General features: G+C 71.0%; 22 protein-coding genes. 12 read left to right on the top strand and 10 right to left on the bottom strand.

Annotated elements, in window-relative coordinates; all coding sequences use genetic code 11:
- Positions 1 to 14: 14 nt before the first annotated feature.
- From PGH47_RS04980 to PGH47_RS04970, 3 genes are all read right to left on the bottom strand, one after another.
- Entirely contained in the window at positions 15 to 2,921 is a 2,907-nt protein-coding gene (locus PGH47_RS04980; protein ID WP_271662418.1) for an NACHT domain-containing protein, read from the bottom strand.
- 130 nt (positions 2,922 to 3,051) lie between these two features.
- Complete coding sequence (locus tag PGH47_RS04975; protein ID WP_271662417.1) at positions 3,052 to 3,780, bottom strand: lysophospholipid acyltransferase family protein; 729 nt, start codon at positions 3,778 to 3,780, stop codon at positions 3,052 to 3,054.
- 199 nt (positions 3,781 to 3,979) lie between these two features.
- The gene (locus PGH47_RS04970) at positions 3,980 to 4,396 is read right to left on the bottom strand and encodes a DUF4395 domain-containing protein (RefSeq protein WP_269640000.1); all 417 of its coding nucleotides are present in this window, start codon (positions 4,394 to 4,396) and stop codon (positions 3,980 to 3,982) included.
- 77 nt (positions 4,397 to 4,473) lie between these two features.
- Here PGH47_RS04970 and PGH47_RS04965 point away from each other — a divergent pair, with 77 nt between their 5' ends.
- The 4 genes from PGH47_RS04965 to PGH47_RS04950 all read left to right on the top strand — a co-directional run bounded on the left by PGH47_RS04965 (position 4,474) and on the right by PGH47_RS04950 (position 7,662).
- Positions 4,474 to 4,887 carry a TlpA family protein disulfide reductase gene (locus PGH47_RS04965; RefSeq protein ID WP_271662416.1) on the top strand — a complete coding sequence of 138 codons (414 nt, stop codon included), beginning with the start codon at positions 4,474 to 4,476 and terminating at the stop codon, positions 4,885 to 4,887.
- A gap of 220 nt (positions 4,888 to 5,107) precedes the next feature.
- A complete protein-coding gene (locus PGH47_RS04960; protein ID WP_271662415.1) occupies positions 5,108 to 5,617 on the top strand; it encodes a flavin reductase family protein in 510 nt (169 codons plus the stop codon).
- A gap of 242 nt (positions 5,618 to 5,859) precedes the next feature.
- Positions 5,860 to 6,648, top strand: a complete 789-nt coding sequence (locus PGH47_RS04955; RefSeq protein WP_030947090.1) for an electron transfer flavoprotein subunit beta/FixA family protein — start codon at positions 5,860 to 5,862, stop codon at positions 6,646 to 6,648.
- 51 nt (positions 6,649 to 6,699) lie between these two features.
- Positions 6,700 to 7,662 carry an electron transfer flavoprotein subunit alpha/FixB family protein gene (locus PGH47_RS04950; protein WP_214333440.1) on the top strand — a complete coding sequence of 321 codons (963 nt, stop codon included), beginning with the start codon at positions 6,700 to 6,702 and terminating at the stop codon, positions 7,660 to 7,662.
- A gap of 58 nt (positions 7,663 to 7,720) precedes the next feature.
- On the opposite strand, the gene PGH47_RS04945 is transcribed toward PGH47_RS04950, so the two are convergent.
- Positions 7,721 to 8,629, bottom strand: coding sequence for an endonuclease/exonuclease/phosphatase family protein (locus PGH47_RS04945; protein WP_271662414.1), 909 nt, complete (start codon positions 8,627 to 8,629; stop codon positions 7,721 to 7,723).
- 206 nt (positions 8,630 to 8,835) lie between these two features.
- On the opposite strand from PGH47_RS04945, the gene PGH47_RS04940 reads away from it, so the two are divergent.
- Entirely contained in the window at positions 8,836 to 10,140 is a 1,305-nt protein-coding gene (locus tag PGH47_RS04940; RefSeq protein ID WP_271662413.1) for a DUF6986 family protein, read from the top strand.
- Between the two features lie 84 nt (positions 10,141 to 10,224).
- Positions 10,225 to 12,240, top strand: coding sequence for a serine/threonine-protein kinase (locus tag PGH47_RS04935; protein WP_271662412.1), 2,016 nt, complete (start codon positions 10,225 to 10,227; stop codon positions 12,238 to 12,240).
- On the opposite strand, the gene PGH47_RS04930 is transcribed toward PGH47_RS04935, so the two are convergent.
- Positions 12,186 to 12,998 carry a hypothetical protein gene (locus PGH47_RS04930; protein WP_271662411.1) on the bottom strand — a complete coding sequence of 271 codons (813 nt, stop codon included), beginning with the start codon at positions 12,996 to 12,998 and terminating at the stop codon, positions 12,186 to 12,188. The two genes, PGH47_RS04935 and PGH47_RS04930, sit on opposite strands and share 55 nt — an antisense overlap.
- Positions 12,999 to 13,014: 16 nt before the next feature.
- Positions 13,015 to 14,112 (bottom strand): LacI family DNA-binding transcriptional regulator, encoded by a 1,098-nt coding sequence (locus tag PGH47_RS04925; RefSeq protein ID WP_271662410.1) that lies wholly within the window; start codon positions 14,110 to 14,112, stop codon positions 13,015 to 13,017.
- A gap of 169 nt (positions 14,113 to 14,281) precedes the next feature.
- Between PGH47_RS04925 and PGH47_RS04920 the strand changes: the two genes are divergently transcribed.
- Entirely contained in the window at positions 14,282 to 15,232 is a 951-nt protein-coding gene (locus PGH47_RS04920) for an ROK family protein (protein WP_271662409.1), read from the top strand.
- A gap of 534 nt (positions 15,233 to 15,766) precedes the next feature.
- Here the strand turns inward: PGH47_RS04920 and PGH47_RS04915 are convergent.
- Positions 15,767 to 17,800, bottom strand: a complete 2,034-nt coding sequence (locus PGH47_RS04915; protein WP_271662408.1) for an NPCBM/NEW2 domain-containing protein — start codon at positions 17,798 to 17,800, stop codon at positions 15,767 to 15,769.
- A gap of 215 nt (positions 17,801 to 18,015) precedes the next feature.
- Here PGH47_RS04915 and PGH47_RS04910 point away from each other — a divergent pair, with 215 nt between their 5' ends.
- The 3 genes from PGH47_RS04910 to PGH47_RS04900 all read left to right on the top strand — a co-directional run bounded on the left by PGH47_RS04910 (position 18,016) and on the right by PGH47_RS04900 (position 20,565).
- Positions 18,016 to 19,002 (top strand): TIGR01777 family oxidoreductase, encoded by a 987-nt coding sequence (locus tag PGH47_RS04910; RefSeq protein ID WP_271662407.1) that lies wholly within the window; start codon positions 18,016 to 18,018, stop codon positions 19,000 to 19,002.
- Positions 19,003 to 19,044: 42 nt separating this feature from the next.
- Complete coding sequence (locus PGH47_RS04905) at positions 19,045 to 19,374, top strand: hypothetical protein (protein WP_030953698.1); 330 nt, start codon at positions 19,045 to 19,047, stop codon at positions 19,372 to 19,374.
- A gap of 147 nt (positions 19,375 to 19,521) precedes the next feature.
- The gene (locus PGH47_RS04900) at positions 19,522 to 20,565 is read left to right on the top strand and encodes an NUDIX hydrolase (RefSeq protein ID WP_271662406.1); all 1,044 of its coding nucleotides are present in this window, start codon (positions 19,522 to 19,524) and stop codon (positions 20,563 to 20,565) included.
- On the opposite strand, the gene PGH47_RS04895 is transcribed toward PGH47_RS04900, so the two are convergent.
- Together PGH47_RS04895 and PGH47_RS04890 are read right to left on the bottom strand one after the other, a co-directional pair.
- The gene (locus PGH47_RS04895; RefSeq protein WP_271662405.1) at positions 20,532 to 21,590 is read right to left on the bottom strand and encodes a protein kinase family protein; all 1,059 of its coding nucleotides are present in this window, start codon (positions 21,588 to 21,590) and stop codon (positions 20,532 to 20,534) included. The two genes, PGH47_RS04900 and PGH47_RS04895, sit on opposite strands and share 34 nt — an antisense overlap.
- Positions 21,591 to 21,615: 25 nt before the next feature.
- A complete protein-coding gene (locus PGH47_RS04890; RefSeq protein WP_271662404.1) occupies positions 21,616 to 22,971 on the bottom strand; it encodes a dipeptidase in 1,356 nt (451 codons plus the stop codon).
- Positions 22,972 to 23,105: 134 nt separating this feature from the next.
- Here PGH47_RS04890 and PGH47_RS04885 point away from each other — a divergent pair, with 134 nt between their 5' ends.
- On the top strand, positions 23,106 to 24,344 hold the full coding sequence (locus PGH47_RS04885; RefSeq protein WP_271662403.1) for a geranylgeranyl reductase family protein: 1,239 nt from the start codon (positions 23,106 to 23,108) through the stop codon (positions 24,342 to 24,344).
- 30 nt (positions 24,345 to 24,374) lie between these two features.
- On the opposite strand, the gene PGH47_RS04880 is transcribed toward PGH47_RS04885, so the two are convergent.
- Positions 24,375 to 24,824: a nitroreductase family deazaflavin-dependent oxidoreductase gene (locus tag PGH47_RS04880; RefSeq protein ID WP_271662402.1), complete on the bottom strand. Its 450-nt coding sequence runs from the start codon at positions 24,822 to 24,824 to the stop codon at positions 24,375 to 24,377.
- A gap of 134 nt (positions 24,825 to 24,958) precedes the next feature.
- On the opposite strand from PGH47_RS04880, the gene PGH47_RS04875 reads away from it, so the two are divergent.
- On the top strand, positions 24,959 to 25,651 hold the full coding sequence (locus tag PGH47_RS04875) for a TetR/AcrR family transcriptional regulator (protein WP_271662401.1): 693 nt from the start codon (positions 24,959 to 24,961) through the stop codon (positions 25,649 to 25,651).
- Positions 25,652 to 25,698: the final 47 nt, after the last annotated feature.

The following is a 25,698-nucleotide window of genomic DNA, read 5'->3' as shown; positions in this document are numbered from 1 at the left end:
GCTCACAGGCTCGGTCACGCCCGGCGTACGAAGTTCACCTCACGCCGGGCCCAGGCCCGCAGGACGCCGTGGAACGCGCCTGGGACAGGGAGATCGGGGAGGTGGGTGCCGTCGTTGCCGTACCGAGTTAGAACGTACGCGGCCAGCTGAGTCAGCGGGCCGAGTTCCGGGACGATTCTTTCGACGGAGGGTTCACGGCTGGCTTCAAGGGAGGCCAGAAGCATCACTGCGGCCCCGAGATAGCCCTCGGGGGTGAGCTCGGGCAGTCGCTGCCCTTCCCGTGCCGCGAGGGATTCGCCAATGGTGATCAAGAAGGCGGACACGTCGTCGGCGCGATCTGTCCAGGGCGGCTCGGGGTTACGGACGAGCCAGGCGCCGGCCGCCGTGCAGTCCCGGACAGTCGTCTCGAACAAGGGCCGGCACCCTTCGGTACCCAGAAGCAGGACGAACACACAGCGGGAGGCGTAGGGATACCAGGCTCCAGGCCCGAAGATTCCCATCTGCCAGCCTTGCCAGAGCGACCCGAAATCCAGTTCGCAGCGCTGGAAGCAATCTCCGAGGTCGGTAAGGCCATTGCCGAGGCAGACGTCCATCAGGCCCGTGTGATCGGGTGCGATCGCCAGGAATTCCACGGCGTGGCGGGCGATCATCAGCTTGGAGAACTCCTCCCAGTGCGCATGAGCCGGAGAGGAATAGGCGCCCTGGAACGCGTACCCGGCGTAGCCCGCCAGGAGCAGCGCGGCGCGGCGGCGAGTGGGATCGTCCGACCTCACAGCCTCGTCGATGGCATGGCTGATTTCATCCGTGACGACGTCGCGGCAGTCCCAGCTGCTGCGCAGCAGCGCGGCCAGCGGAGCACTGCACTCCGTCGCCGGATCTCCGAGCATCAGGTGCTCGACTGTCGCTCGGGCAAGCCGTCGTACCGTGCGGGGTGGCGGATCCACGCAGGTCAGGCAGCGTGCGAGAAATGCGAGCAGGTTTCCGCGGCTGGCCACCGACCTGCGGCGACGGTCGCTCAGCAACGTCGTGAAGACACGCGCGGCTCCCGCGTCTGTTGTGCGGTCCTTTATCTGCACCGCCAGCTGGCCCACGACGTCCCACTCCTGGCGGGTCACTCTCGGCGCCAGACGCCGTGCGAGCACCTCCGGGGTATCACTCGTGCTCGCGAGTTGCGCGGCGGCGAAGTACTCCAGGAAGGTTCGGTGCGTGAAGGTGTAGAGACTCTCCCCCTGCGCGTCGGTGCCGACATCACTGAACACCCAGGCGCGTCCTCGGCAGAACCCGACGAACTGCTGCGCGGCCGCTCTTGCTTCGGTCCGGTCCTCGAAGCCGCGTTCGTCCAGGAAGTCCATGACGCGGTCGACAATTTCGCGCTCCGCCACCGCTGCAGCGTCGCCGCGCCGAGTCAGCAGCCAGAAGGCGAGGTGTCGCAGGGCAGGTTCGACCAGGCGCGCCATCGAGAGTTCCACATGGATCCTGCGCCGGACGTCCCACTTGCGGAACAGCAGGGAGGCGCACTGCTCGTACACCTCGGGGCGATTGCGCGGAAGGGAACTCGTGCCCCGGTAGAGGATGCACATCAGCGCAAGCATCAACGGATTGGCACACAGGTCCGGCAATCCGGAGCTCTCGGTGAGGAAGGACGACGCGCTGCGACGAGCGTCCTCCGGAGTCACTTCCTCCTGCGCGAACCACTTCTCGACGTACTCCTGGCTCTGCTCCGTATCGAACGGCCCGAGCTGGAAGCACTCGAAGAGACGGTCGTCGAGACGCGCCTCGTCGTATCCGACCGCGCGGGACGTCACCAGGACGGGAGCCAGGGGGTACTGGACGCAGAAGAGCTCGACTATCTCGGTCATCTCGCGTCGCCGGGTGGTGTCCACCAACTCGTCGAGGCCGTCGAAGACCACGACAGCCCCTCCGCTCAGCAGGAGCCGGTCGACGGCACCCGGTGGTGCCGGGCACTGGTAGTACGTCTCCAGACGGTACTCGATGTGATCGACCACCGACCGCCGGCCTTGGTCCGCGAGCGCGAATTCGCGTAGGACGACGAGGAACGGAACCCGCGCCCCGGGGTCGGAGGCCTGCCGGTGCAGCAGGACCTGGCAGGCGGTCGACTTGCCGCAGCCGGGGTCGCCGAGCAGGACCGTCCGGTCGAGTGCGCGCTGCAGATCCGTCAGGTCGAGCGAGGCCCCGTCATCCTGCGCGGCCCGGTTCTCGAGGAGTGCGGTGATGCCGGGGCTCACGTACAGGTCCCCGATCGGCACGCGCCGGCGGCGCTCGAAATCGGGGGGTTCCAGGGCCCTGTGGGCGAATGCGGCCTGCCGACGGTAGGTGGAGACGAACGCCTGCTCAGCCGCCAGGCAGCTCGAGTCCCGTAAGGACAGGGCGCGCGTGTGGCGTTCGATGGCCCCGAGGACGGCGACGACACGGGCCGAGAACGCCTCCTGACGGATCCGGTCGAGCAGCGTCGAATCTGTTGCACTCAACTGCCCGACGAACCCGGCGATTTCGAGATCGCAGTGATCGAAGAAGTCCTCCGCGAGGGTGCCCGCAGCCACTTCGGGAGCATCGATTCCGGCTTGTGCGAACACCGGGTCCAGCGCGGCGTGGGCGCATGAGGCGTACGCCTCGCGCAGCTTGGTGATCACGGCTTCCGGGGCGTCGGTGAGACGGGACGCCATCAGCTCATGCAGCAGTGCCTGGCTGTCATCGTGGCGGAAGAAGTCCCGCACTGCATCGGAGGGGACACCGTCCGGCAGCGTGGGGCCAGCGCCTTGGGAGGGTTCGAGAGCGTAGGTGTCGAACCAACGGAGCAGAGCGACTTCGGTGGCTTCCCCGCCTGCGGTCTCACGCCTGAACCAGCGCGCGGTACTGACGACGGCCTCGACGATCACTCCGGCCGCGACCTCGGCAAGCACGCAGCTCGGGCCCCCTTTCCCGGGCGCGGGCCCGGTACGGGGACCGTAGCCACGGGTCGACCGGGCGTCCAGACCGCGAAAGCGTGAGGCGGTTCGGAGGCGGTGCGAGCGGCGGCGCGGCTCTTGGGCGTCAGCGTGCCTCGGCCGCGCGGACCTGCTCCGGTGTGGGGGCCGTGCCGCCCAGGTGGGCCGGCATCCACCAGGTGTCCGTGGCGTCCTTCGGGCGGACGGGATAGGCGCGCTGGGCGGCCTCGAGGAGTTCCTGGACGCGCTCGCGCAGCTGGCGGGTGATGGCGCCGGCGTACTTGTCCTTGGAGGCTTCGATCGCCTCGCCGACCCGGATCGTGATCGGGGTGTGGCTGCGCTTGAAGTTGCGCGGATGGCCCTTGGTCCACAGGCGCTGGGTGCCCCAGACGGCCATCGGGATCAGCGGGACGCCCGCCTCCTGGGCCAGCCGGGCGGCGCCCGACTTGAAGCTCTTCAGCGTGAACGACTGCGAGATCGTGGCCTCCGGGAAGACCCCGACGATCTCGCCGGAGCGCAGCGAGTCCAACGCGTGGGCGTAGGCCGCCTCACCCTGCTCGCGGTCCACCGGGATGTGCTTCATGCCGCGCATCAGCGGACCGGAGATCCGGTGCCGGAACACCGACTCCTTCGCCATGAAGCGCACGAGTCTCTTCTGGGGCAGAGCGGCCAGGCCGTTGAAGACGAAGTCCAGGTAGCTGATGTGGTTGCTCACCAGCACGGCGCCGCCCGAGCGCGGAATGTTCTCCGACCCCTTGCAGTCGATCTTGAGGTCCCACGCCTTGAACAGGGTCTGGGCGAAACCGACGACGGGACGGTAGACAAGCTCTGCCATGGACGGGGTGGACCCTTCCTTCTCTGCCTGGGAAGGAGGCTCCCAGAGGCTCCCGGTTGGGGAAAGTTACGCAGCCGTAGGTTTACGGCTTGTCGCAGATCGTGCCCCAAGAACGCCCGAGGGCCAAGCCCAAGTGCCGGGGAACGGCGAGATCCTCGTCACGTCGCCCCTTGATCCACCTCGGATTTTGGCGTTGCCTTTACCCGGCGCGCACCGTCAGTCGCCGCAGGAGCAGATACATCTCGCACCCCAGGCAGTAGCCGAAGCCGGCGTTGAGGAACGCGGCCGCGAGCGCGGCCCCGGTGGCGGCCAGTCCCAGCCAGTCCGGACCGAAGGTGTAACCGACCAGCCCGAGCCCCGCGAAGACCAGTCCCACGGCCTGCGCGAACCGCGGCGGCTCCGGCGCCTCGAACTCCGTCGGCGGCCCGATCCGGGGCCGTACGGCCGTACGGAAGAGCCAGCCGTACGGCGAACGGCCCACCCCGCCGGCCGCGCCCAGTGCGAACGCCAGCGTCTGCCAGGCCAGCAGCCAGGCGCTCCCGGTGACCAGAACGACCGCCAGCACGACGGTCGTCACGGCCGCCCCGAAGCGCGGCCCCCTCACATCGATGTCCATGAATCAAGCATTCCGCAATGGAAAGGCTTCCGGGGAGTCGGGAATCTTTGCAGTCTCGTGAACGCTTGAGCAGGGTGATGACCGGAATCGTGGTGTGCGTGGTGGTGCTCGCGGCGGCGAGCGCCTACGGGGTGCTGCATCGGCGGCGGAGCGGGAGAGTAAGGGTGCGCGGGCGCGACGACGGAAAGCGGCTCGGCGCGGCCGAGTTGGGCGGGGAGCTCGGCGAGCGCGCCACCCTCGTGCAGTTCTCCAGCGCCTTCTGCGCGCCATGCCGGGCCACCCGGCGCGTCCTCGGCGAGATCGCCGGCATGGTCCCGGGCGTGACCCACGTCGAGCTCGACGCCGAGGACAATCTGGACCTCGTACGCCGGCTCGACATCCTCAAGACCCCGACCGTGCTGGTCCTCGACGCCGACGGCCACGTGGTGCGGCGGGCCACCGGACAGCCCCGCAAGGCGGACGTGATCGCCGCTCTGGGGGAGGCGGTCTGAGGGGGTGTGACATGGAGAGGAGCCCGAGGGTGAGTCATCTCCCACATACCGGAACGTACTTGACTGTGCGCACCACGTATCGTCAGCCTGACCTTATGCCTGAGGAACTCCTTCTCTTCGGACGGGTCCATGTCGATCTGGCCCGTACCGCGAGCGCGTGCTGTCCGAGCCGTTGAACGGCCACCGATCCGCACGCCTCCCCTCGCAGAAGGACAACTCCATGACGGTCGTCCCCGGCCTCGGTACCCCTCGGCTCGCCTCTCCCGATCTGCTCCGCTCCGTCTTCCGGCGGCATGCCGCCGGGGTGGCGGTGATCACCGCCCGCGGTGCGTCGGGCCCGGTCGGCTTCACCGCCACGTCCCTCACCTCGGTCTCCGCCGAGCCCCCGATGCTCTCCTTCGGCGTCGGCACCGGCGCCTCCAGCTGGCCGGCGATATCCGAGACGGCACACGTCGGCGTCCACATACTCGGCGAGCATCAGCAGGATCTGGCCGCCACCTTCGCCCGCAGCGGCGCCGACCGCTTCGGCCCCGCCACGGCCTGGCGCGAGGGCCCCGAGGGCGTTCCCCTCCTGGACGACGTGCCGGCCTGGATGGTGTGCCGGGTCGCGGCGCGTGTGCCGGCCGGCGATCACCGCATCGTGCTGGCCGAGGTCGTCCTCGGCGACCCCGGTGGTCCGGGGCGTCCGCTGGTCTACCACCAGGGCCGGTTCAACGGCCTGCGTGACTGACCTCACCGAACCGATGTGACCGACCCCGCCTTCCGAGGTTCTGCGAAGCCGTCGGTTTCCGATTACGCTGCGTTGCAAAGGTCACAGTTCAAAGCGCTTGCTTAGCGGGAACGAACTGGGTGTACTGACGAGTAATATTTCGCTCGGAGCGCGGGTCGCCCCGATCGGGATCAGCCGCTTGGGGCGCCTATGCTGCCTGCAAGTAGGCAGCAGAGAAATGTCGACGCAGTAGGAGAGCCGGCGTGAGCTTGAGGATCGTTGTCACTGTGAAGTACGTGCCCGACGCCACTGGCGACCGGCACTTCGCCGATGACCTGACCGTCGACCGGGACGACGTGGACGGTCTGCTCTCCGAGCTCGACGAGTACGCGGTCGAGCAGGCGCTGCAGATCTCCGAGAACTCCGACGACGACGTCGAGGTCACCGTCCTGACGGTGGGCCCCGAGGACGCCAAGGACGCCCTGCGCAAGGCGCTGTCCATGGGTGCCGACAAGGCGATCCACGTCGAGGACGACGACCTGCACGGCACCGACGCCCTGGGCACCTCGCTGGTGCTGGCGAAGGCGATCGAGAAGGCCGGCTACGACCTGGTGATCTCCGGCATGGCCTCCACCGACGGCACCATGGGCGTCGTTCCGGCCCTGCTGGCCGAGCGCCTGGGCGTCCCGCAGGTCACCCTGCTGTCCGAGGTCTCCGTCGAGGACGGCACCGTCAAGGGCCGCCGGGACGGCGACGCCGCCTCCGAGCAGCTCGAGGCGTCCCTGCCGGCCGTCGTGTCGGTCACCGACCAGTCGGGCGAGGCGCGCTACCCGTCCTTCAAGGGCATCATGGCCGCCAAGAAGAAGCCGGTCGAGTCCTGGGACCTCTCCGACCTGGAGCTGGAGGCCGAGGAGGTCGGCCTGGAGGGTGCCTGGACCGCGGTCGAGTCCGCGACCGAGCGTCCGGCCCGCACCGCCGGCACGATCGTCAAGGACGAGGGCGAGGGCGGCAAGCAGCTCGCCGAGTTCCTCGCGGGCCAGAAGTTCATCTGAGCCCGCCTTCGCTGACCGCCCCTCAACTTCGTTACGCAGGAGAGCAATCCCATGGCTGAAGTCCTCGTCTACGTCGATCACGTGGACGGTGCCGTCCGCAAGCCCACTCTGGAGCTGCTGACCCTGGCCCGCCGCGTCGGCGAGCCCGTCGCCGTCGCGCTGGGCAACGGCGCCGCCGACACCGCCGCCACGCTCGCCGAGCACGGCGCGGTCAAGGTCCTCACCCACGAGGCCGCCGAGTACGCCGACTACCTGGTCGTCCCGAAGGTCGACGCCCTCCAGGCCGCCGTCGAGGCCGTCTCCCCGGCCGCCGTGCTGGTGCCGTCCTCCGCCGAGGGCAAGGAGATCGCCGCGCGTCTGGCGCTGCGCATCGGCTCCGGCATCATCACCGACGCCGTCGACCTCGAGGCCGGCGACGAGGGTCCGGTGGCCACCCAGTCGGTGTTCGCCGCGTCCTTCACCACCAAGTCCCGGGTCTCCAAGGGCACCCCGGTCATCACGGTCAAGCCGAACTCGGCCGCCGTGGAGGCCGCCCCCGCCGCCGGTGCGGTCGAGGCCCTCTCGGTGACCTTCTCCGCCCAGGCCACCGGCACCAAGGTGACCGCGCGCACGCCGCGTGAGTCGACCGGGCGTCCGGAGCTCACCGAGGCCGCGATCGTGGTCTCTGGTGGCCGTGGCGTCAACGGCGCCGAGAACTTCTCGATCATCGAGGCGCTGGCCGACTCCCTCGGTGCGGCCGTCGGTGCCTCGCGTGCCGCCGTGGACGCGGGCTGGTACCCGCACACCAACCAGGTCGGCCAGACCGGCAAGTCCGTCTCGCCGCAGCTGTACATCGCCTCCGGCATCTCCGGCGCGATCCAGCACCGGGCCGGTATGCAGACCTCGAAGACGATCGTGGCGATCAACAAGGACGCCGAGGCCCCGATCTTCGAGCTGGTCGACTACGGCGTCGTCGGTGACCTCTTCGACGTCGTCCCGGCCCTGACCGAGGAGATCAAGACCCGCAAGGGCTGATCCCGAACAGGCGCACCGAGGCCCCCGTGACCGTCATGACGGTCACGGGGGCCTCGCCTCATCCCAGGCTCAGGGACGCCTGCACCGGCAGATGGTCGCTCGGGAACTGGCCGTCGGCGGAGAAGGTGTTGATCGACGCCCGGTGCGCGGTGACGCCCGGCGTGGTGAGGATCCAGTCGATGCGGTCGCCGTTCGGCGTGAGCGGCTTGTACCCGTGGAAGGTGCCGTACAGATCGCCGCGTTCGCGCGCGGTGTCCCAGGTGTCGACGAGACCGGCGCCGAGCAGTGTGTCGTACGCCGGGTTCTTGTGGGCGGCGACATTGAAGTCCCCGGTCACCACGACCGGCAGCGAGCGGTCGAACCCGGCGATCCGCTCCGCGATGAGCGCGGCGCTGCGCTCGCGCGCGTACTGGCTCACATGGTCGAAGTGCGTGTTGAGGGCGTAGAACTCCCGCCCGCCGTCGGTCGGATCGCGGAAGCGGACCCAGGTGACCATGCGGGCGAAGGCGGCGCCCCAGGTGTTGGAGCCGATCACGTCCGGGGTGTCGGAGAGCCAGAAGTGGTCGTACTCGGTCGGGCGCAGACGGTGGGAGTCGTAGAAGATCGCCATCGACTCGTCGCGGCTGCCGTGCAGCCGGCCGGTGCCCACCCAGTCGTAACGCGGGCCGAGGTCGGCGTCGATGTCGAGCAGTTGCGAGAAGATCCCCTCCTGGGTGCCGAGGACGTGCGGGGCCTCGCTGCGCAGCAGGTCGCGCATCACCGGTCTGCGCACGGTCCAGCTGTTGGGCTCCACGGTGCTCGCGAAGCGCAGGTTGAAGGACATGACCCGGAGCTGCCGGCGGGGCGGGCGCTCGCCCGCAGAGGCGGCGGACGTCGGCAGTGCTGTACTGGAGAGGGGTGCGGTGACCGCGGCGGCCAGTGCGGCTTTCAGACCCAGACGGCGCGTGACTCGGCTGTGGTTCGGCACTTCGTGCTCCTTCGGTGGGAACGGCCGGACGAGTCGTGCGGGGCGTGCGTATGGAAGTGTGATACCGCGTCCTGAGATGGGCGTGAACATGGCGAGATGGCGGGGTGACTCCCCGTGGACATGGTGTTGACCATCCGGAAGGTCCCCAGATAACTTCATTCTACGGATTGTTGATTCCGTAGAGCGGAAAACAGGAGGGTGTGGGAATGGGTCAGGGCCAGCAGGAGAACGTGGCGACGAGCCTCGCGGGCGCCGTCAGCGAGGAGATCAGCGCCTCCCTCGCGCCGGTCGACGCCGAGCTGGAGCGCCGCTACCCCGGCGACCCCGGCACCCGTCAGCCCGTCCACACCGTCTATGTACCCGGCGACGTCTTCGCCGCCGACACCATCCGTTCCTGGGGCGACCAGGCCCTCGCGGCCCTCGACGAACACGCCCCCGACGCCGCCTCCTTCGCCGCCGTGCTCGGCCTGTCCGACGAACTCGCCGAACCGGTGTACTCCCGGGTCCGCGCCAAGCTGGAGCGCGAGCCCATCGAGGACCTGCGCGTCGACTTCGAGGACGGCTACGGCCCCCGCGCCGACGCCGAGGAGGACGAGACGGCCGCCCGCGCGGCGCGCCTGATCGCCGAGGCGTACGAGAACGGCACCGCGGCCCCGTACATGGGCATCCGCATGAAGTGCATGGAGGCGCCGGTACGCGACCGCGGCATCCGCACCCTCGACATCTTCCTCACCGGCCTCATGGAGGCCGGCGGCCTGCCCGGCGGACTGGTCCTCACGCTGCCCAAGGTGACCTACCCCGAGCAGGTCACCGCCATGGTCCGGCTCCTCGAGGCCTTCGAGAAGGCCCACCGGCTCGACCCGGGCCGGATCGGCTTCGAGATCCAGATCGAGACCAGCCAGTCCATCCTCGCCGCCGACGGCACCGCGAGCGTCGCCCGTATGATCCAGGCCGCCGAGGGCCGCGCCACGGGCCTGCACTACGGCACCTTCGACTACAGCGCCTGCCTCGGCGTCTCCGCCGCCTACCAGGCCAGCGACCACCCGGCCGCCGACCACGCCAAGGCGATCATGCAGGTCGCGGCCGCCGGCACCGGCGTGCGCGTCTCGGACGGCTCCACCAACGTCCTCCCGGTCGGCCCGACGGCGAAGGTCCACGACGCCTGGCGCCTGCACTACGGCCTCACCCGCCGCGCCCTGGCCCGCGCCTACTACCAGGGCTGGGACATGCACCCCGGCCACATCCCCACCCGCTACGCGGCCGTGTTCGCCTTCTACCGTGAAGGTTTTGAGCAGGCTGCGGCCCGCCTCGCCCGCTACGCCAACCGGGCCGGCGGCGACGTCATGGACGAGCCCGCGACCGCGAAGGCCCTGGGCGGGTACCTGCTGCGCGGCCTGGACTGCGGCGCTCTCGACATCGGCGAGGTCGCCCGGCTGACCGGACTGACCCGTGCCGATCTGGAGGGATTTGCGGCACCGCGACGCGGTGACCTCACGGTCTCCACCAAGTAGCGGGCCGGTCACACCGGCCGGTGCCGTCACCCGGGCCCCGTACTCTGTACGGACGCAACGACGGTCCACAGGAACGGGGCAACGGTGTCTTCGGGGGAGAACGGACAGGCGGACGAGACCGGCCGGCTGCTCGCGGGGCGCTACCGCGTCGTCGCCCAACTCGGGCGCGGCGGCATGGGCGTTGTCTGGCGGGCCGTCGACGAGGTCCTGGGCCGCGAGGTCGCCGTCAAGGAACTGCGCACCTACTCGGACGCGGACGGACCCGAACTCGCGGATCTGCGGCTGCGAATGCAGCGCGAGGCCCGCGCTGCGGCCCGGGTCCGGCACCCGGGCGTGGTGGCCGTCCACGACGTCACCGAGGTCGACGGACGCCCGCTCATCGTCATGGAACTGGTCGACGGCCCCTCCCTGGAAGCCGTGTTGCGCGAGCGCGGCACGCTGGACCCGCGGGAGGCGGCCGGGATCGGCGCCAAGGTCATGGACGCGCTGGCCGCCGCCCACCGGGCCGGCGTCCTGCACCGTGACGTCAAGCCCGGCAACATCCTGCTCGAAGCCTCCGGGCGGGTCGTCCTCACCGACTTCGGCATCGCCACGATGGACGACCCGGGCGACGGCTCGGCCACCCATCTGACCCGCACCGGCCATCTCGTCGGTTCCCTGGACTACCTTGCCCCCGAGCGCGCGCAGGGCGCCGAACCGGGCGCGTCCTCGGACGTCTGGGCGCTCGGCGCCACGCTGTACGCGGCCGTGGAGGGCTCCGCCCCCTTCCGTCGTACGTCGACCTTCTCCACCCTCACCGCGATCGTCACCGAACCCCTGCCGGAGCCCGCCAACGCGGGCCCGCTCGGCCCCGTCCTCCAGCGGCTGATGGACAAGCGGCCCGAATCCCGGCCCGAGGCCGACGAGGCCCGCGGTCTCCTCCAGGCGGTCGCGGACTCCGGCGACGACGCGCCGACGACCACACTGCGAGGGCCCGCGGACACCGGACCCGGCGAGACGGAGCGCAGCGTCCCGGCGGTGCCGCCCGGCTTCGGCCCCACGTCGCCGGTGAGCCAGACCGGGCCGGGAGCAGTCGGTCCCGGCCCGACGCCCGCCGGACAGCCGTACGGCACCCAGGGCAGCGACACTCCCGTACAGGGCGTGCCCGCGTCGAACCTCCCCGGGGCACCGGTCTTCGGAGCACCGGCACAGCACGCCCAGGGACCGGCGACCCCCGGCCAGGGCACCCCGCCGCCACCCGCCTTCGGCACCGCCGGCCATCCCGACCCGGGCGCTCCCGTACAGGCCGGGCAGCCCCAGGTGTCTCCGTACGGCTACGGGAGCCCGGTCCCGCCCCAGGACGCGGACGCCACCGGCCCGATGGTCACCTCCTCCGGTACGCCCGCCCGCCGCAAGGGCCGTGCCCTGCTCGCCGCCGTGGCCGTCACCGTCGTCCTCGTGGCGGCCGGCGTGACCGTCGCCCTGGTGAACAACGGGGACGACGCCAGGAACGAGGCGAACGACAAGTCGTCGGTCGCCGCGGCGGAGGGCACGGCCGCCCCGGCGAGCGGCAGCCCCGACGCCGACCGCTCGGGCGACTCCGGGCTGACCGAGAAGGACGAGAAGTCGCCCGACGCGACCAAGTCCCCGAGCCGATCGGCGGACACCGAGCCCTCCGACCGGCCCGGCAGCGCCTCCCCGACCAAGACCTCGGGCGGGGGCGGCACCGACGGCGGCAGCACTGGCGGTGGTTCCGGCGACGGCGGCACCACGGGCGGTGGCGGAACGACCGGCGGCGGTGGCACGACCGGCGGGGGAGGGGGCGGCAGCACACCGACCCCGTCCTGCTTCTCCATCGGCGGCGGCAAGTACAACTGCAAGGTCTGGAAGCAGGCCAAGTCGTACACGGCCGGAGGCGCCGAGGCCGGCGTCCTCAACGCGGGCACCAACTACTTCTACTGCCAGCAGAACCTGGGCCGACGCGAGACCTACGGCGAGTGGACCAACGTCTGGTGGGCCAAGACCGACGACGACAGCGGCAACACCGGCGTCTTCGTCAGCGACGTCTACATCGAGGGCGGCAACAACGACGAACCGGTGCCCGGACTGCCGGTCTGCTGAGGTCGGTCCGGCCGAACCCGGAGGTACCCCTCCAGCCCGGAGGCCGTCACCAGCTTCTCCTCCGCGAACAGCCGGGTGCCCCGCTCGCACAGCCCCGCGTCGGCACGCGCCCGCGCGCAGAACTCCTCCGGCGTGCCCCCGAACAGATCCCTCAACCGGGGCGAGCCCACCAGGAGTTCGGTGAGCAGCGCGCGCTCGCCGGGGTGGGTGCGCGGCGCGTCGGTGCCGTCGTGCAGGACGCCATGGCGGTTGACGTAAGCGAAGGCGCCCGCAAGGACGGTGCCGTCCGCCACCTCGACCCGCACGTCGGGCGCGGGAAGCCACGCGCGGCCGTAGTGACCCCTTACCGCCGGCACGCCCTCGCTCGCGTCGATCACGGCGAGCTGCTCGTCGTCGAGCCAGGTCAGGAACAACTCCCGTACCTGCCCCGGAGCTCGGAACGGCGACGCGGACACGTACCCCATGCGGCTCACGTGCGCGGACACTCCGACGTCGAGCCCGGTCACCCGCGCCTTCACGAGCGGCAGCGGCGAGACGATGCCGAACGCGTCCATCTTGCGCCGCAGTTGGCCGGGACACGCATTGGAGCCGACCGCGAGGACGGGCACGCGGTCGTCGTGCACCAGGCGGTCCAGGGGCAGCAGCCGGTCCCCGTCGAGGAGCCCGGAGTCCGACGGCCAGGCGCCCGGGTAGAGCAGCGGATGATCGCGCGGCGCGTCCGCCAGGCCGAGTGCCCTGAGGCTGCGGTCGTCGTCCACGGGCCGATCGGTCCTCTCAGTTCGCCGGCGGCAGTTCGCCCGAGCCACGGGTGATCAGCCGCGTCGGCAGCTCGATCCGCTCCGGGGTGACCAGGGTGCCGTCCAGCTGGCGGAACAGCCGCTCGGCGGCGGTACGGCCGAGGGCCGCGGCGTCCTGGGCGACGACCGTGACGCCCGGCTGGAGCAGATCGGCGAGCTCGATGTCGTCGAATCCCACCAGGGCGACGGGGCGGGGCTGCTCGGCGAGGACCCGGATCACGGTGACCGTCACACGGTTGTTGCCCGTGAAGATCGCGGTGACGGGGGAGGGGCCGCTGAGCATCTCCTCGGCCGCCCGGCGCACCCGCTCCGGGTCGGTGACACCGAGGGACATCCAGGCGTCCTCCACCGGTATGCCCGCGTCCTCCATGGCGGCCCGGTAGCCGCGCAGTCGCTCCGCGGCCGTGTGGATGCGGGGCATGTCACCGATGAAGCCGATCCGGCGGTGGCCGTGCGCGATGAGGTGGGCGACGCCGTCGCGGGCCCCGCCCCGGTTGTCGGCCAGGACGCAGTCGGCGTCGATGTTCCCCGCCGGACGGTCGACGAACACCGTGGCGACACCGGCCTTGAGCTCGGGCTCCAGATAGCGGTGGTCGTCACCGGCCGGAATGATCACCAGCCCGTCCACCCGCCGCGCGCACAGGGCCAGCGCCAGCTCCTGCTCGCGGTCCGGGTCCTCGGCGCTGGATCCGTTGATCAGCAGGGCCCCGTGCGCCCGGGCGACCTCCTCGACCGCGCGGCTCAGCGGGCCGTAGAAGGGGTCCGCGAGATCCTCCAGGACCAGGCCGATGCTCGCGGTGCGGCCCTTGCGCAGCACCCGCGCGCTGTCGTTGCGGCGGAAGCCCAGGGCGTCGATGGCCTCCTGGACGCGGCGCTCCGTCTCCGGGGTGACACCGGGCTCACCGTTGACCACGCGCGAGACGGTCTTCAGACCGACTCCGGCACGCGCGGCGACGTCCTTCATGGTGGGACGGTTGCCGTAGCGGTTCTCGGGCGCGCGGTCGGATCGGCGGATGGTCTCGGGCACGATGCGCTGTCCTGTCCTGTCGTCGTCCACGGGGGATGCGTCGTCCATGGGTTTGTATGAGGATGTGGCGTCGAGCATAGAGCCTGGACAACGTTGTCAGATCCAGGAGACACTGTCCACCGCAATCTCCGGCCTGCGTCCCCACCGCGAGACCGGCTCTTCCAATCCCCGTGGCAGACGGGGAATTCCGAATGGTTGACGGGGAGAACTGACACTGATGCACACCGACCTCGTGGCTGCGCTCGACATCGGCGGCACCAAGATCGCCGGAGCGCTGGTGGACGGCCACGGCACGATCGTGGCCCGGGCCCAGCGTGCCACGCCGGCGCGGGAGGACGGCGAGACGGTGATGCGGGCCGTCGAGGAGGTCGTCGGCGAACTCACCGTGTCGCCCCTCTGGGGGCACGCCACGGCCCTCGGTATCGGCAGCGCGGGCCCGGTGGACGCCTCCGCGGGCACCGTGAGCCCGGTGAACGTGCCCGGCTGGCGCGACTACCCCTTGGTCCGGCGAGTCCGCGAGGCGGCGGGCGGCCTGCCCGTCGAGCTGATCGGCGACGGGGTGGCCATCACGGCGGCCGAGCACTGGCAGGGAGCGGCGCGGGGACACGACAACGCGCTGTGCATGGTCGTCTCCACAGGCGTCGGCGGCGGCCTCGTCCTGAACGGCCGGCTGCACTCCGGCCCCACGGGCAACGCGGGCCACATCGGCCACATCAGCGTCGATCTGGACGGTGATCTGTGCCCGTGCGGGTCGCGCGGCTGCGTGGAGCGCATCGCGAGCGGCCCCAACATCGCCCGCCGGGCGATCGAGAACGGCTGGCTCCCCGGCCCGGACGGCGACACGTCCGCCGCCGCGGTGGCCGCCGCCGCCCAGGACGGCGATCCGGTCGCCGTGGCCTCCTTCGAGCGCGCCGCGAAGGCCCTGGCCGCCGGGATCGCGGCCACCGCGACCCTGGTCGAGATCGACATCGCGGTGATCGGCGGCGGAGTCGGCAAGGCGGGCGACGTTCTCTTCACCCCGCTTCGCAAGGCCCTGAGCGACTACGCCACCCTGTCCTTCGTCCAGCGCCTCACGATCGTCCCCGCACAGATGGGCACGGACGCGGGCCTGGTGGGCGCCGCGGCGGCCGCGCTCGCCCGGAAGGCGGACGCGGCGGCGGGCGTTTGAGGGCGGAACGTTCACTCACCGCCGCGAGGACTGAGGCTGCGGGCTGTGGGGGCTGGTCGCGCAGTTCCCCGCGCCCCTAAAGGCAGGAGGTTGCAGGGGGCCTGAGCCGAGACGTGACCGTGGGCGTCACAACCGTTGCGCAGTTCCCCGCGCCCCCAAAAGGCAGGGGGGTTACGGGGAGCCTGTGTCGCGATGTGACCGTGGGCGTCGCCTCCGTTGCGCAGTTCCCCGCGCCCCCAAAAGGCAGGGGTTACGGGGAGCCTGTGCCGAGATGTGACCGTGGGCGTCGCCGCCGTTGCGCAGTTCCCCGCGCCCCTAAGGCGTTCCAGTCGCCCACGGCGGTAAGGGGACGTGCCGGGGGGTGTCCGCCCGCAGCGGCGGGCGTCAAGACACAGCACCCTTCTGATGCTGAGCAACCGCCCGACCGAGGACGGAGACCCCCCGGCACGGCCCCGACCCACCCACCAGCAGTAGGCGCTAGGCGAACCCCCACTCAGCAGCAACAGGCCGCCGCAGGCACACCCACCCCCTTGCTCAGCAACTCAACCGAGCCTCGGCCCAGTCCCCGTGGTCCGACGTGATCCCGTCGCCGCCGTCCGTGGCGACCAGCCGGACGACCTGGGCGCCGGTCACGTCGGCCGTGATCGGCTGGGCCGACATCGCATTGGTGAGCACCCCGGACGAGCCCGCCTTGACGCCATCCGCCCAGATCTCGAACGCCACGGTGCCGTCCGCACCCTCCTCGTCGTCCACACCGACCCGCGCGGTCACCGCCTCGCACGCACCGCCGACGTAGTACTCGACGGCACTCTCGGCATGAACCCCCAGCCCCGCCCCGTACACGACACCACCGATGGTGATCGGATTCCCGTCACCGGCGTCACTCTCACCGTTGCTGGTGTTGCGCTCGACAGGCCCCCACCCGTTGGTCGCCGACAGCCAGGCGAGGTCACCGAGCCCGGACGTACCCGAAGGCGGCGGCGCGACCACGGTCGCACTCAGCGGCAGCACGCTGTCCACACGGACACCCGTCGGCGAGCGATAACTCGCCTTGAACGTCAAGCCGTACGACCCCACAGGCGTCCCCGCAGGCGCCTTGACCGCCCACTTGGTGCGCAGGGACCGACCGGTCGGGAGCGAGGGCGACGAGGTCGGCGAAGCCGCCTTGACGGACCAGCCCTCAGGCCCGGTCAGCGCGACGGACACACGCTTGGCGGCCGTACGCCCGAGATCCGTGACCGTCGAGGTCAGCGCGACCGCCCGCCCCGCCTCGACCAACGTACCGCCCTCCAGCCCGAGTTCAACGGCAGGCGGATGCTGCGCCCACCGCCCGTCGGCCTGCACTCGCACCAGAACCGTGCCGTGCGCGGGCACGGTCGCGGAGATCGTGCCCGCGGTGTTGTAGCTGCGGTGCTGCCACAGGTCACGCATCGTGTACGCGTCCGCGGCAGGCAGCCCGACCGCCGCCGCGCTCGTGGTGATGCGCTGAGCGCTGCCGGACTCGTTGAACAGCGCCACCGCACGGCTCCCGTCCCGCATCTCCTTCGCGACGACCCACCGTCCGCCCGCCGAGGAGACGACGGCCCCCTGCTTGCCCAGCGGGTCCTGATCCACCGCGATGACCTCACGGTTGCCGAGGATCTCGAAGGTCTCCTCGGAGGCCGACCGCAGATCGGAGCCGATGAGCAGCGGCGCCGCCATGACGGCCCACATCGAGAAGTGCGACCGGTACTCGGTGTCCGTCATGCCGCCGTTGCCGACCTCCAGCATGTCGGGGTCGTTCCAGCGGCCGGGCCCGGCGTGCGGCGCGAGCGGCAGGTTCTGCTTGAGGATCGACAGCATCGAGCCCCAGTTGTCGCTGATGTCCCCGGTGGTGCGCCACAGCTGGCCGACGTCGGCGGCCCATTCCCACGGCTTGTTCTCGCCCCATTCGCAGATGCTGTAGACGATCGGCCGCCCGGTCGCCGCGAGCGCGTCGCGCATGGTCGTGTAGCGCTGCTTGGCGTCCACACCCTGGTTGTTGCAGTTGTCGTACTTGAGGTAGTCCACACCCCAGTCCGCGAACTGCTGGGCGTCGCTGTACTCATGGCCGAGCGCGCCGGGGAACCCGGCCGTGTTGCAGGTCTTGGTGCCCGCGCTCGTGTAGATGCCGAGCTTCAGGCCCTTGGCGTGCACATAGTCCGCGACCGCCTTGATCCCGCCGGGGAAGCGGACCGGGTCGGGCACGAGCTTGCCGTTCGCGTCCCTGCTGGGCAGGGCCCAGCAGTCGTCGAGGTTGACGTACTCGTAGCCGGCGTCCTTCAGGCCCCTCTCGACGAATATGTCCGCGATCCCCTTGACCATGGCCTCGTTGAAGTCGGCCCGGCAGTGGGTGGAGTTCCAGTTGTTGAAGCCCATGGGCGGGGTGAGCGCGAGCCCGGCGTCCGCGGCGCCCAGCGCGTCCGCGCCGGGTGCAGCGGTCGGTGCCGCGACCGCCGCGGGGACGGCCGGCCCCGTCGCGCACAACACCCCCGCCGCGAGCGCGCCGACGAGCCTTCTCCGGGTTGTGCGGGTGTGAAGGTGACGCATCGTCACGTTCCTCCGTACCTGCGAGAGCGGGATGACGCGATGACACCGGAGTTCCGTCATGCACGCGTCATAGTTCGCTCACGGTAGAACCTGTCGGAGTGTGTTGGAAAGTGGTGTGTCGCGGAACCTGTGTGGCTGGCGCGTTTTCGATGCTGTGCTTTTTGAACATGTTCAACATTCTGCGATAGGCTCGCTCCCACACCGAGGGGGAGCCGATGAAGATAGTGATTCCCGGAGGAACCGGGCAGGTGGGCACGATCCTCGACCGTGCACTGAGCGCGGCGGGCCATGAGGTCGTCGTCCTGACCAGGCGGCCCGCAAACGAGCGCGAGGTCGCGTGGGACGGGCGGACATGGGGCCCTTGGACCGAGGAGATCGACGGCAGCGACGTCGTGATCAACCTCGCCGGGCGCAGCGTCAGCTGCCGCTACACCCCGGCCAATCTGCGAGCCATGATGGATTCGCGGGTGCACTCCACGGAAATCGTCGGCGAGGCGATCGCCGCTGCCGCCCGGCCGCCCGGGGTCTGGCTCCAGATGAGCACGGCCACGGTCTACGCCCACCGCTTCGACGCCCCGAACGACGAGGCGACCGGCGTCATCGGCGGCAGTGAGCCCGATGTGCCGGACTACTGGTCCTACAGCGTCGAGATCGCCAGGGCCTGGGAGAGGGCGCAGGAGGTGGCCGACACGCCGCACACCCGCAAGGTCGCCCTGCGCTCCGCCATGGTCATGAGCCCTGATCGCGGCGGCGTCTTCGACGTCCTGCTGAGGCTCGCGCGGCTGGGGCTCGGCGGCCCGGTCGCGGGCGGCGGGCAGTACGTCTCCTGGATCCACGACCGGGACTTCGTGCGCGCGGTCGAGTTCCTGATCGAGCGGGACGACCTGCGCGGACCGGTGAACCTCGCCGCCCCCCGGCCGCTGCCACAGCGTGCCTTCATGCGGGAGCTGCGCTCGGCCTGGGGCGTCCCCGTGGGTCTGCCCGCGACGAGGGCGATGGCCGAGCTCGGCGCGTTCGCCCTGCGCACGGACACCGAGCTCCTGCTGAAGAGCCGGCGCGTCGTCCCCGGCCGGCTGCTCGCCGAGGGATTCGACTTCGCGTACGCAGACTGGCCGGAAGCGGCCGGTGATCTCGTACGGCGGCGGCGCGGCGACCGGGACCGGGCCGGGGCCGAGGGCGCGCTGGTGTCCGGTTCGTCCTGAGGTGGGGCGTGACTCCATGGCCGTTTCACAGTTGAACCGGTCATGAAGAAGCGCAGCATGCTCGCCATTGCCTCCCTGGCCACCGGATTCGTCGTCGCGGCGGTCACTCCGTCCCACTCGGTCGAGAACTCCGGCACCTCCGGCACCGGGTCCCCTTCGGCCGGACTGCCCGGCACCACCGGTGGTCAGATCAAGGCCGCCGGCCTGGACATGACCGGCAAGAAGCTCGGCGGCCTCGGCACCACCGGTACGACCAAGCTCGCCGGGGTCAACGTGGACCAGGCGCTGGACACCTTCGGCAAGGCGATCAACCGCGAGACGGACCGGGCCGTGAACAACGCCCCGCACGGAAAGTCCGGAAAGAAGGGCTGACGAGCCCGCCGACCCGACCGCACGGCGCCGCTGCCCCGCATCCGAGGGGGGCTCCGGCGCCGTTGTCATGCGCCCTCTACGAGAGCTGGTTTCCGTGGCAGGGTGGAGCGGGCAAGCCACAGGGGGCCAAACAGAAGAGGGGGAAACGTGATCGTTTGGATCAACGGCGCTTTCGGTGCGGGGAAGACCACCGCCGCACGGGAACTGATCGAGCTGATCCCGAACAGCACGCTCTTCGACCCCGAGGTCATCGGCGGAGCACTCACCCACCTGCTCCCGCCCAAACACCTCACCGAGGTCGGTGACTTCCAGGACATGCCGATCTGGCGCCGTCTCGTGATCGACACGGCAGCCGCGCTGCACGCCGAGCTCGGCGGGACCCTCGTGGTCCCGATGACGCTGCTGCGCCAGGAGTACCGCGACGAGATCTTCGGCGGCCTCGCCGCCCGCCGCATCACCGTCCAGCATGTGCTCCTCACCCCGGCGGAAACGATCCTGCGGGAGCGAATAGCGGGGCGGGAGGTCCCGCCGGAGCTGCCCGACGGCGAGATACGGATCCGGCGGTGGTCGTACGACCACATAGAGCCGTATCGCACCGCGCTCGGCTCCTGGCTCACCGCCGACGCCTACCCGGTCGACAACAGCCGTCTGACGCCGTACGAGACCGCTGTCCGGATCGCCGAAGCGGTCGGTGACGGGACCGTTCCGGTCTGCGACATCGTGCAGACGCCCGAGCCCACCGCCGAGACCCTCGCCGCGGGCGTCCTCCTCTTCGACGAGCAGGATCGGGTGCTGCTCGTCGATCCCACGTACAAGCCCGGCTGGGAGTTCCCCGGTGGTGTCGTCGAGCGCGGCGAGGCACCCGCGCGGGCGGGCATGCGTGAGGTCGCCGAGGAGACGGGGATACGGCTCGACGACGTACCGCGCCTCCTGGTCGTCGACTGGGAGCGGCCCATGCCTCCGGGCTACGGCGGCCTGCGGCTGCTCTTCGACGGCGGACGGCTCGACTCCGAGGAGGCCGGGCGTCTGCTGCTGCCGGGACCCGAGCTGCGCGACTGGCGCTTCGTCACCGAGGAGGAGGCCGCCGAACTGCTGCCGCCGGTGCGCTACGAGCGGCTGCGCTGGGCGCTCAGGGCACGTGAACGCGGGGCCGCGCTCTACCTGGAGGCGGGCATTCCGCAGCCTTCCTGAGCGAGCCGCAGCTCCGCGTCGGGGAACGGGGTCAGCCTGCTCTCGTGCTGGAGCTGCCGGGCGAAGTCGCCCATGACGGCTGCGAGCGGCGCGTAGCGCTCGATGATGTCGGCGGCGGTCCGCGGGATCCCCCGGGCCGGCTCGCCGTCGGCGCAGGCACGCACGAAGGCCTCGCGGCCGTCCGGGTCATGGCCGTACAGGGCGGTCGCGAGCCAGTTCACGTAGTGGAAGGCGGTGTACACGCGGTCGTAGTCCCGGTGCCGCTCGAAGAAGTCCCGTTCCTGCGGGGTGAGCGGGAAGCGGGCGGAGAGGGAGAGGCCGTAGTCGGCGAGGTAGAGCCGTTGCCCGTCGGTGAGGAAGTTGTGGAAGTGGGCGTCGAAGTGCAGCAGGCGCTCCTCCCGCAGGAAGCCGGTGACGGCCGTCAGTTCCTTCTCCACGAAGGCGCACGCGGCGTCGGCGTCGTCCGTGCGCACCCTGGCGTCCAGCCAGTCGCTCAGGGTGTACGGCACGTACTCCAGGAACAGCACCAGGCTCGCCGACGCCGTCCGCAGCCCCGCCAGCCGCTCACGCACCTGCGGGCCGCCGCCCCAGTAGGCGACGGCCCGTTCCAGGTCGGCGAGCAACTCGTGGGGCGGTTGCGGTGTGTCGGGCAGGACCCGCCAGTGGTGAGTGAGCGGGAAGCCCTGGAACCGGCCGGCCAGTACCCAGTTGGTGGTCATCGTGTGCACGGCGAGTTCACGCCAGGCACCGAACCCCGGGCTGCCGATCCCGTAGTGGAAGTAGGCGGGCAGGCCCAGCAGGTTCGCCGTGGAGCGGACGTTCTCCGGCCGCAGCTCGACGTCGGTGAGCGGCACCCGCTTCACGAACACCCGTCCGCCGTCCACCTCGACCAGCGCCGAACGCCCGCCGATCCCGGTGCCGAGCGGTGTGCCCGACTCCACGAGAGCGGCGAGTTCACGGTCGGAGAGCAGCGCGAGCGACGTGGCGATGTCGGCGTGGGCGGCGAGGCGTTCGGTGCGGGTCACGCACCCATCCTCACCGCCGCGCCCCTCAACTCGCCGCGTAATTCCGCAGGAACAGCGCCTCGGCGACCGACAGCCGCTCCAGCTCCTGCGGCGACACGCTCTCGTTCACGGCGTGGATCTGCGCCTCCGGCTCGCTCAGGCCGATCAGGAGGATTTCCGCGTCCGGGTACAGCGCGGCGAGGGTGTTGCAGAGCGGGATCGAGCCGCCCTGGCCGGCGTACTGCATCTCCTGGCCGGGGTACGCCACCGCCATCGCGTCGGCCATCGCCTGGTACGCCGGGCTGCTGGTGTCGGCGCGGAACGGCTGGCCCTGGCCGGTCTGCTCGGTGCGCACCCGGGCACCCCACGGCGTGTGGTTCTCCAGGTGGGCCTGGAGCAGCTTGGTCGCGTCGGCCGCGTCCACACCCGGCGGCACCCGCAGGCTCAGCAGGGCACGCGCGCTCGACTGCACCGACGGGGTGGCGCCGACGACCGGCGGGCAGTCGATGCCGAGGACCGTGACGGCCGGGCGGGCCCAGATGCGGTCGGCGACCGTGCCGGAGCCGAGCAGCTCGACGCCGTCGAGGACCTTGGCGTCGTCGCGGAACTGCTGCTCGTCGTACTGGAGCCCCTGCCACGACGACTCGCCGGTCAGCCCGTCCACCGTCGTCGAACCGTCCTCGGCGCGCAGCGAGTCCAGTACGCGGATCAGCGCGCCGAGCGCGTCCGGCGCGGCCCCGCCGAACTGGCCGGAGTGCAGGTTGCCTTCGAGGGTGTCGATCTGCACGCGCACCGAGGTCATGCCCCGCAGGGTCGAGGTGACCGTGGGCAGCCCGACGCGGAAGTTGCCCGCGTCGCCGATCACGATGGTGTCGGCGGCCAGCAGGTCGGGGTGCTGCTCGGCGTAGCGCTCCAGACCGCCGGTGCCCATCTCCTCCGAACCCTCGGCGATCACCTTCAGGTGTACCGGCACGCCGTCGTTCGCCTTGAGCGCGCGCAGCGCCAGCAGGTGCATGATCAGGCCGCCCTTGCAGTCGGCGGCCCCGCGCCCGTACCAGCGGCCGTCGCGCTCGGTCAGCTCGAAGGGCGGGGTGCTCCAGGCGGCCTCGTCCAGCGGGGGCTGCACGTCGTAGTGGGCGTACAGCAGGACCGTCTTCGCGCCCTCGGGCCCGGGCAGGTAGCCGTACACCGACTGCGTGCCGTCGGGGGTGTCCAGCAGGGCGACGTCCTCGAAGCCCTCCGCGCGCAGCGCGTCGGCGACCCAGCGGGCGGCGCCCTCGCTCTCGCTCTTCGGGAACTGGTCGAAGTCCGCCACCGACTTGAACGCCACCAGTTCGGTGAGCTCCGCCCGCGCCCTGGGCATCAGCGAGGCGACGGTCTCGGCGACCGGATTCGACGACATGGGCACGCTCCTTGTGGGTGCGACGTTGTACGTGTGAGTGCTGTGATCCTCCCACAGCGGCCTGCGACGATGCCCGCCGTAGGATGCGGAGGGACAGCAGCAGGCGGCGGCTTGATCGGGAGCAGTAGACCATCGTGAGCAGCGAGAACTCTTCGGCGGACGACGTGCAGCAGGTGTGGGACGTCGTCGTGGTGGGTGCGGGACCGGCGGGGGCCTCGGCCGCGTACGCGGCGGCGGTCGCCGGGCGGCGCGTACTGATGCTGGAGAAGGCCGAGCTGCCGCGCTACAAGACATGCGGCGGCGGCATCATCGGCCCCTCCCGGGACTCGTTGCCGCCCGGCTTCGAGCTGCCCTTGCGGGACCGGGTGCACGCGGTGACGTTCTCGAACAACGGCCGCTTCACCCGCACCCGCCGCTCCAAGCAGATGCTGTTCGGCCTGATCAACCGGCCCGAGTTCGACCAGCAACTCGTCGAGCACGCGCAGAAGGCGGGCGCCGAGGTGCGCACCGGCGTCACCGTCCAGCGCGTCGAACAGCACGGCTCGGCGGTGCCGGACCGGCGCTCCGTCGCCGTCGTCCTCCAGGGCGGCGAGACGCTGCTCGCGCGGGCCGTGGTAGGCGCGGACGGCAGCGCGAGCCGCATAGGAGCGCATGTCGGGGTGAAGCTCGACCAGGTCGATCTCGGTCTCGAGGCGGAGATCCCGGTGCCGGATACGGTCGCCGAGGACTGGAAGGGCCGGGTCCTCATCGACTGGGGGCCGATCCCCGGGAGTTACGGCTGGGTGTTCCCCAAGGGCGACACGCTCACGGTCGGTGTCATCTCGGCGCGCGGCGAAGGCGCCGCGACCAAGCGGTACTTGGAGGAGTTCATCGGACGGCTCGGCCTCGCCGGCTTCGAACCGAGCATCTCCTCCGGGCATCTGACCCGCTGCCGGGCGGACGACTCCCCGCTCTCGCGCGGGCGGGTGCTGGTGTGCGGTGACGCGGCGGGACTGCTGGAGCCGTGGACACGCGAGGGCATCTCGTTCGCGCTGCGGTCGGGGCGGCTCGCGGGGGAGTGGGCGGTGCGGATCGCCGAGGCGCACGACGCCGTGGACGCCCGGCGCCAGGCTCTGAACTACGCCTTCGCGATCAAGGCGGGACTCGGCGTCGAGATGAGCGTCGGCAAGCGGCTGCTGACGGTGTTCGAGCGACGCCCCGGGCTCTTCCACGCGGCGCTGACCGGTCTGCGGCCGGCCTGGAAGGCGTTCATGGACATCACCCGCGGCTCGACGTCGCTGGGCGAGCTGGTCCGCAACCACCCCATGGCCCAGCGCGCTCTGACCGCGATGGACCGCCGCCAGGCACCGGCGGCCGACGAGGCGACCTCCTGACGGAGACCCCGGCGCGGCAGGGACGCCGGCTCACTTCCGGACGGTGATCCGGAAGACGGGGTGGTCGGGGGCGCAGGCGGTGATCTCCTCGTCGGAGGACTTCGCGGTGACGCCCTGGAAGTACTGGTTGACCTCCCAGCCCCACTTCTCCAGATAGGTCCGCAGGAGCGGGAGCTTCTCCGAGTCGGGAAGCTCCACCGCCGTGAACTCGCGGACCTTGCGGCCGACCCGCAGCTCCCCGCCCCCGGCGGCACGCATGTTGCGCACCCACTGCGAGTGGCCGCGGGCCGAGACGAGGTACTGCCCGTCTTCGTGGACGTGCGGGTTGACCGGGATGCGCTGCATCCTGCCGCTCTTGCGACCGGGCACCGACATCTCCGCCGTGCCCGCGATGCTGAGCCCGTGCCGGGCCAGCCAGCCGATGACGCTGTTGAGGCGGACGGTCAGCGGACTGCCCTTGAGGTAGTACGGCGACGACATGGAGACTCCCGTAGGACGATTTGAGAGAGCACTGCTCTCGCTTGAGAGCAGTGTGCACGAGATTGGCGATCCAAAGCAAGAGCAGTGCTCTCGATTGTGCGCACTGCTCCGTCTTTCGTGGGAGACTGCCTCACATGAGCAGCACCGCACAGGGCGCCCGCGCCCGCGCCAGGATGGAAGTCACCGCGGCCATCAAGGACGAGGCCCGCAGACAGCTCGCCGCCGAGGGCGCCGCCAAGCTGTCGCTGCGCGCCGTGGCCCGCGAACTCGGCATGGTCTCCTCCGCGCTCTACCGCTACTTCCCCAGCCGGGACGACCTGCTGACCGCTCTCATCATCGACGCCTACGACTCCCTCGGCGAGAGCGCGGAGGCCGCGCACGCCAAGGTCGCGGACGCCGGACCCGTCCAGCGCTGGTCGGCGGTGGCGGACGCCGTACGCGCCTGGGCGCTGCGCAGTCCGCACGAGTACGCGCTGATCTACGGGTCGCCCGTGCCGGGATACATCGCCCCCGACACCACGGTCCCGCCCGCCTCCCGCGTCGGCCTCCTCCTCATCGGCATCCTCCGCGACGCCCACCGGCGCGATGCCCTCGCCGAGCCGCCGCTCCTGCCCGCCGAACTGCGCACCGAGGCCGAACGGATGACGGCCGACCTGGCCCCCGACCTCCCCCCTGCGACGGTCGTCGCCCTCGTCGCGGCCTGGGCACAGCTCTACGGGCTCGTCGGGTTCGAGCTGTTCGGGCAGTTCAACCGGGTCGTCGAGGACAGGGAGCCGTTCTTCCGCCACGCCGTGGTCCGGCTCGCTCACGGAGTGGGCCTGGAGTGAGCCGCAGGGCCCGGCCCGAGGGGCACCGCCTGCGGAAGTCGGGGGTG

Origin of the sequence: Streptomyces sp. HUAS 31 (assembly GCF_028198125.1) — a bacterium.
GTDB lineage: Bacteria > Actinomycetota > Actinomycetes > Streptomycetales > Streptomycetaceae > Streptomyces > Streptomyces chartreusis.
Note: the sequence above shows the minus strand (reverse complement) of the source record. Positions and strands in the feature narration are given on the sequence as shown.

Excerpts from the sequence above, each read along its gene's own strand:
- PGH47_RS04925 (WP_271662410.1), bottom strand. The coding sequence starts at position 14,112 with ATGGACGACGCATCCCCCGTGGACGACGACAGGACAGGACAGCGCATC.
- PGH47_RS04920 (WP_271662409.1), top strand. The coding sequence starts at position 14,282 with ATGCACACCGACCTCGTGGCTGCGCTCGACATCGGCGGCACCAAGATC.
- PGH47_RS04915 (WP_271662408.1), bottom strand. The coding sequence starts at position 17,800 with ATGCGTCACCTTCACACCCGCACAACCCGGAGAAGGCTCGTCGGCGCG.
- PGH47_RS04875 (WP_271662401.1), top strand. The coding sequence starts at position 24,959 with ATGAGCAGCACCGCACAGGGCGCCCGCGCCCGCGCCAGGATGGAAGTC.
- PGH47_RS04970 (WP_269640000.1), bottom strand. The coding sequence starts at position 4,396 with ATGGACATCGATGTGAGGGGGCCGCGCTTCGGGGCGGCCGTGACGACC.
- PGH47_RS04965 (WP_271662416.1), top strand. The coding sequence starts at position 4,474 with ATGACCGGAATCGTGGTGTGCGTGGTGGTGCTCGCGGCGGCGAGCGCC.
- PGH47_RS04905 (WP_030953698.1), top strand. The coding sequence starts at position 19,045 with ATGAAGAAGCGCAGCATGCTCGCCATTGCCTCCCTGGCCACCGGATTC.
- PGH47_RS04940 (WP_271662413.1), top strand. The coding sequence starts at position 8,836 with ATGGGTCAGGGCCAGCAGGAGAACGTGGCGACGAGCCTCGCGGGCGCC.
- PGH47_RS04950 (WP_214333440.1), top strand. The coding sequence starts at position 6,700 with ATGGCTGAAGTCCTCGTCTACGTCGATCACGTGGACGGTGCCGTCCGC.
- PGH47_RS04910 (WP_271662407.1), top strand. The coding sequence starts at position 18,016 with ATGAAGATAGTGATTCCCGGAGGAACCGGGCAGGTGGGCACGATCCTC.
- PGH47_RS04960 (WP_271662415.1), top strand. The coding sequence starts at position 5,108 with ATGACGGTCGTCCCCGGCCTCGGTACCCCTCGGCTCGCCTCTCCCGAT.
- PGH47_RS04890 (WP_271662404.1), bottom strand. The coding sequence starts at position 22,971 with ATGTCGTCGAATCCGGTCGCCGAGACCGTCGCCTCGCTGATGCCCAGG.
- PGH47_RS04880 (WP_271662402.1), bottom strand. The coding sequence starts at position 24,824 with ATGTCGTCGCCGTACTACCTCAAGGGCAGTCCGCTGACCGTCCGCCTC.
- PGH47_RS04975 (WP_271662417.1), bottom strand. The coding sequence starts at position 3,780 with ATGGCAGAGCTTGTCTACCGTCCCGTCGTCGGTTTCGCCCAGACCCTG.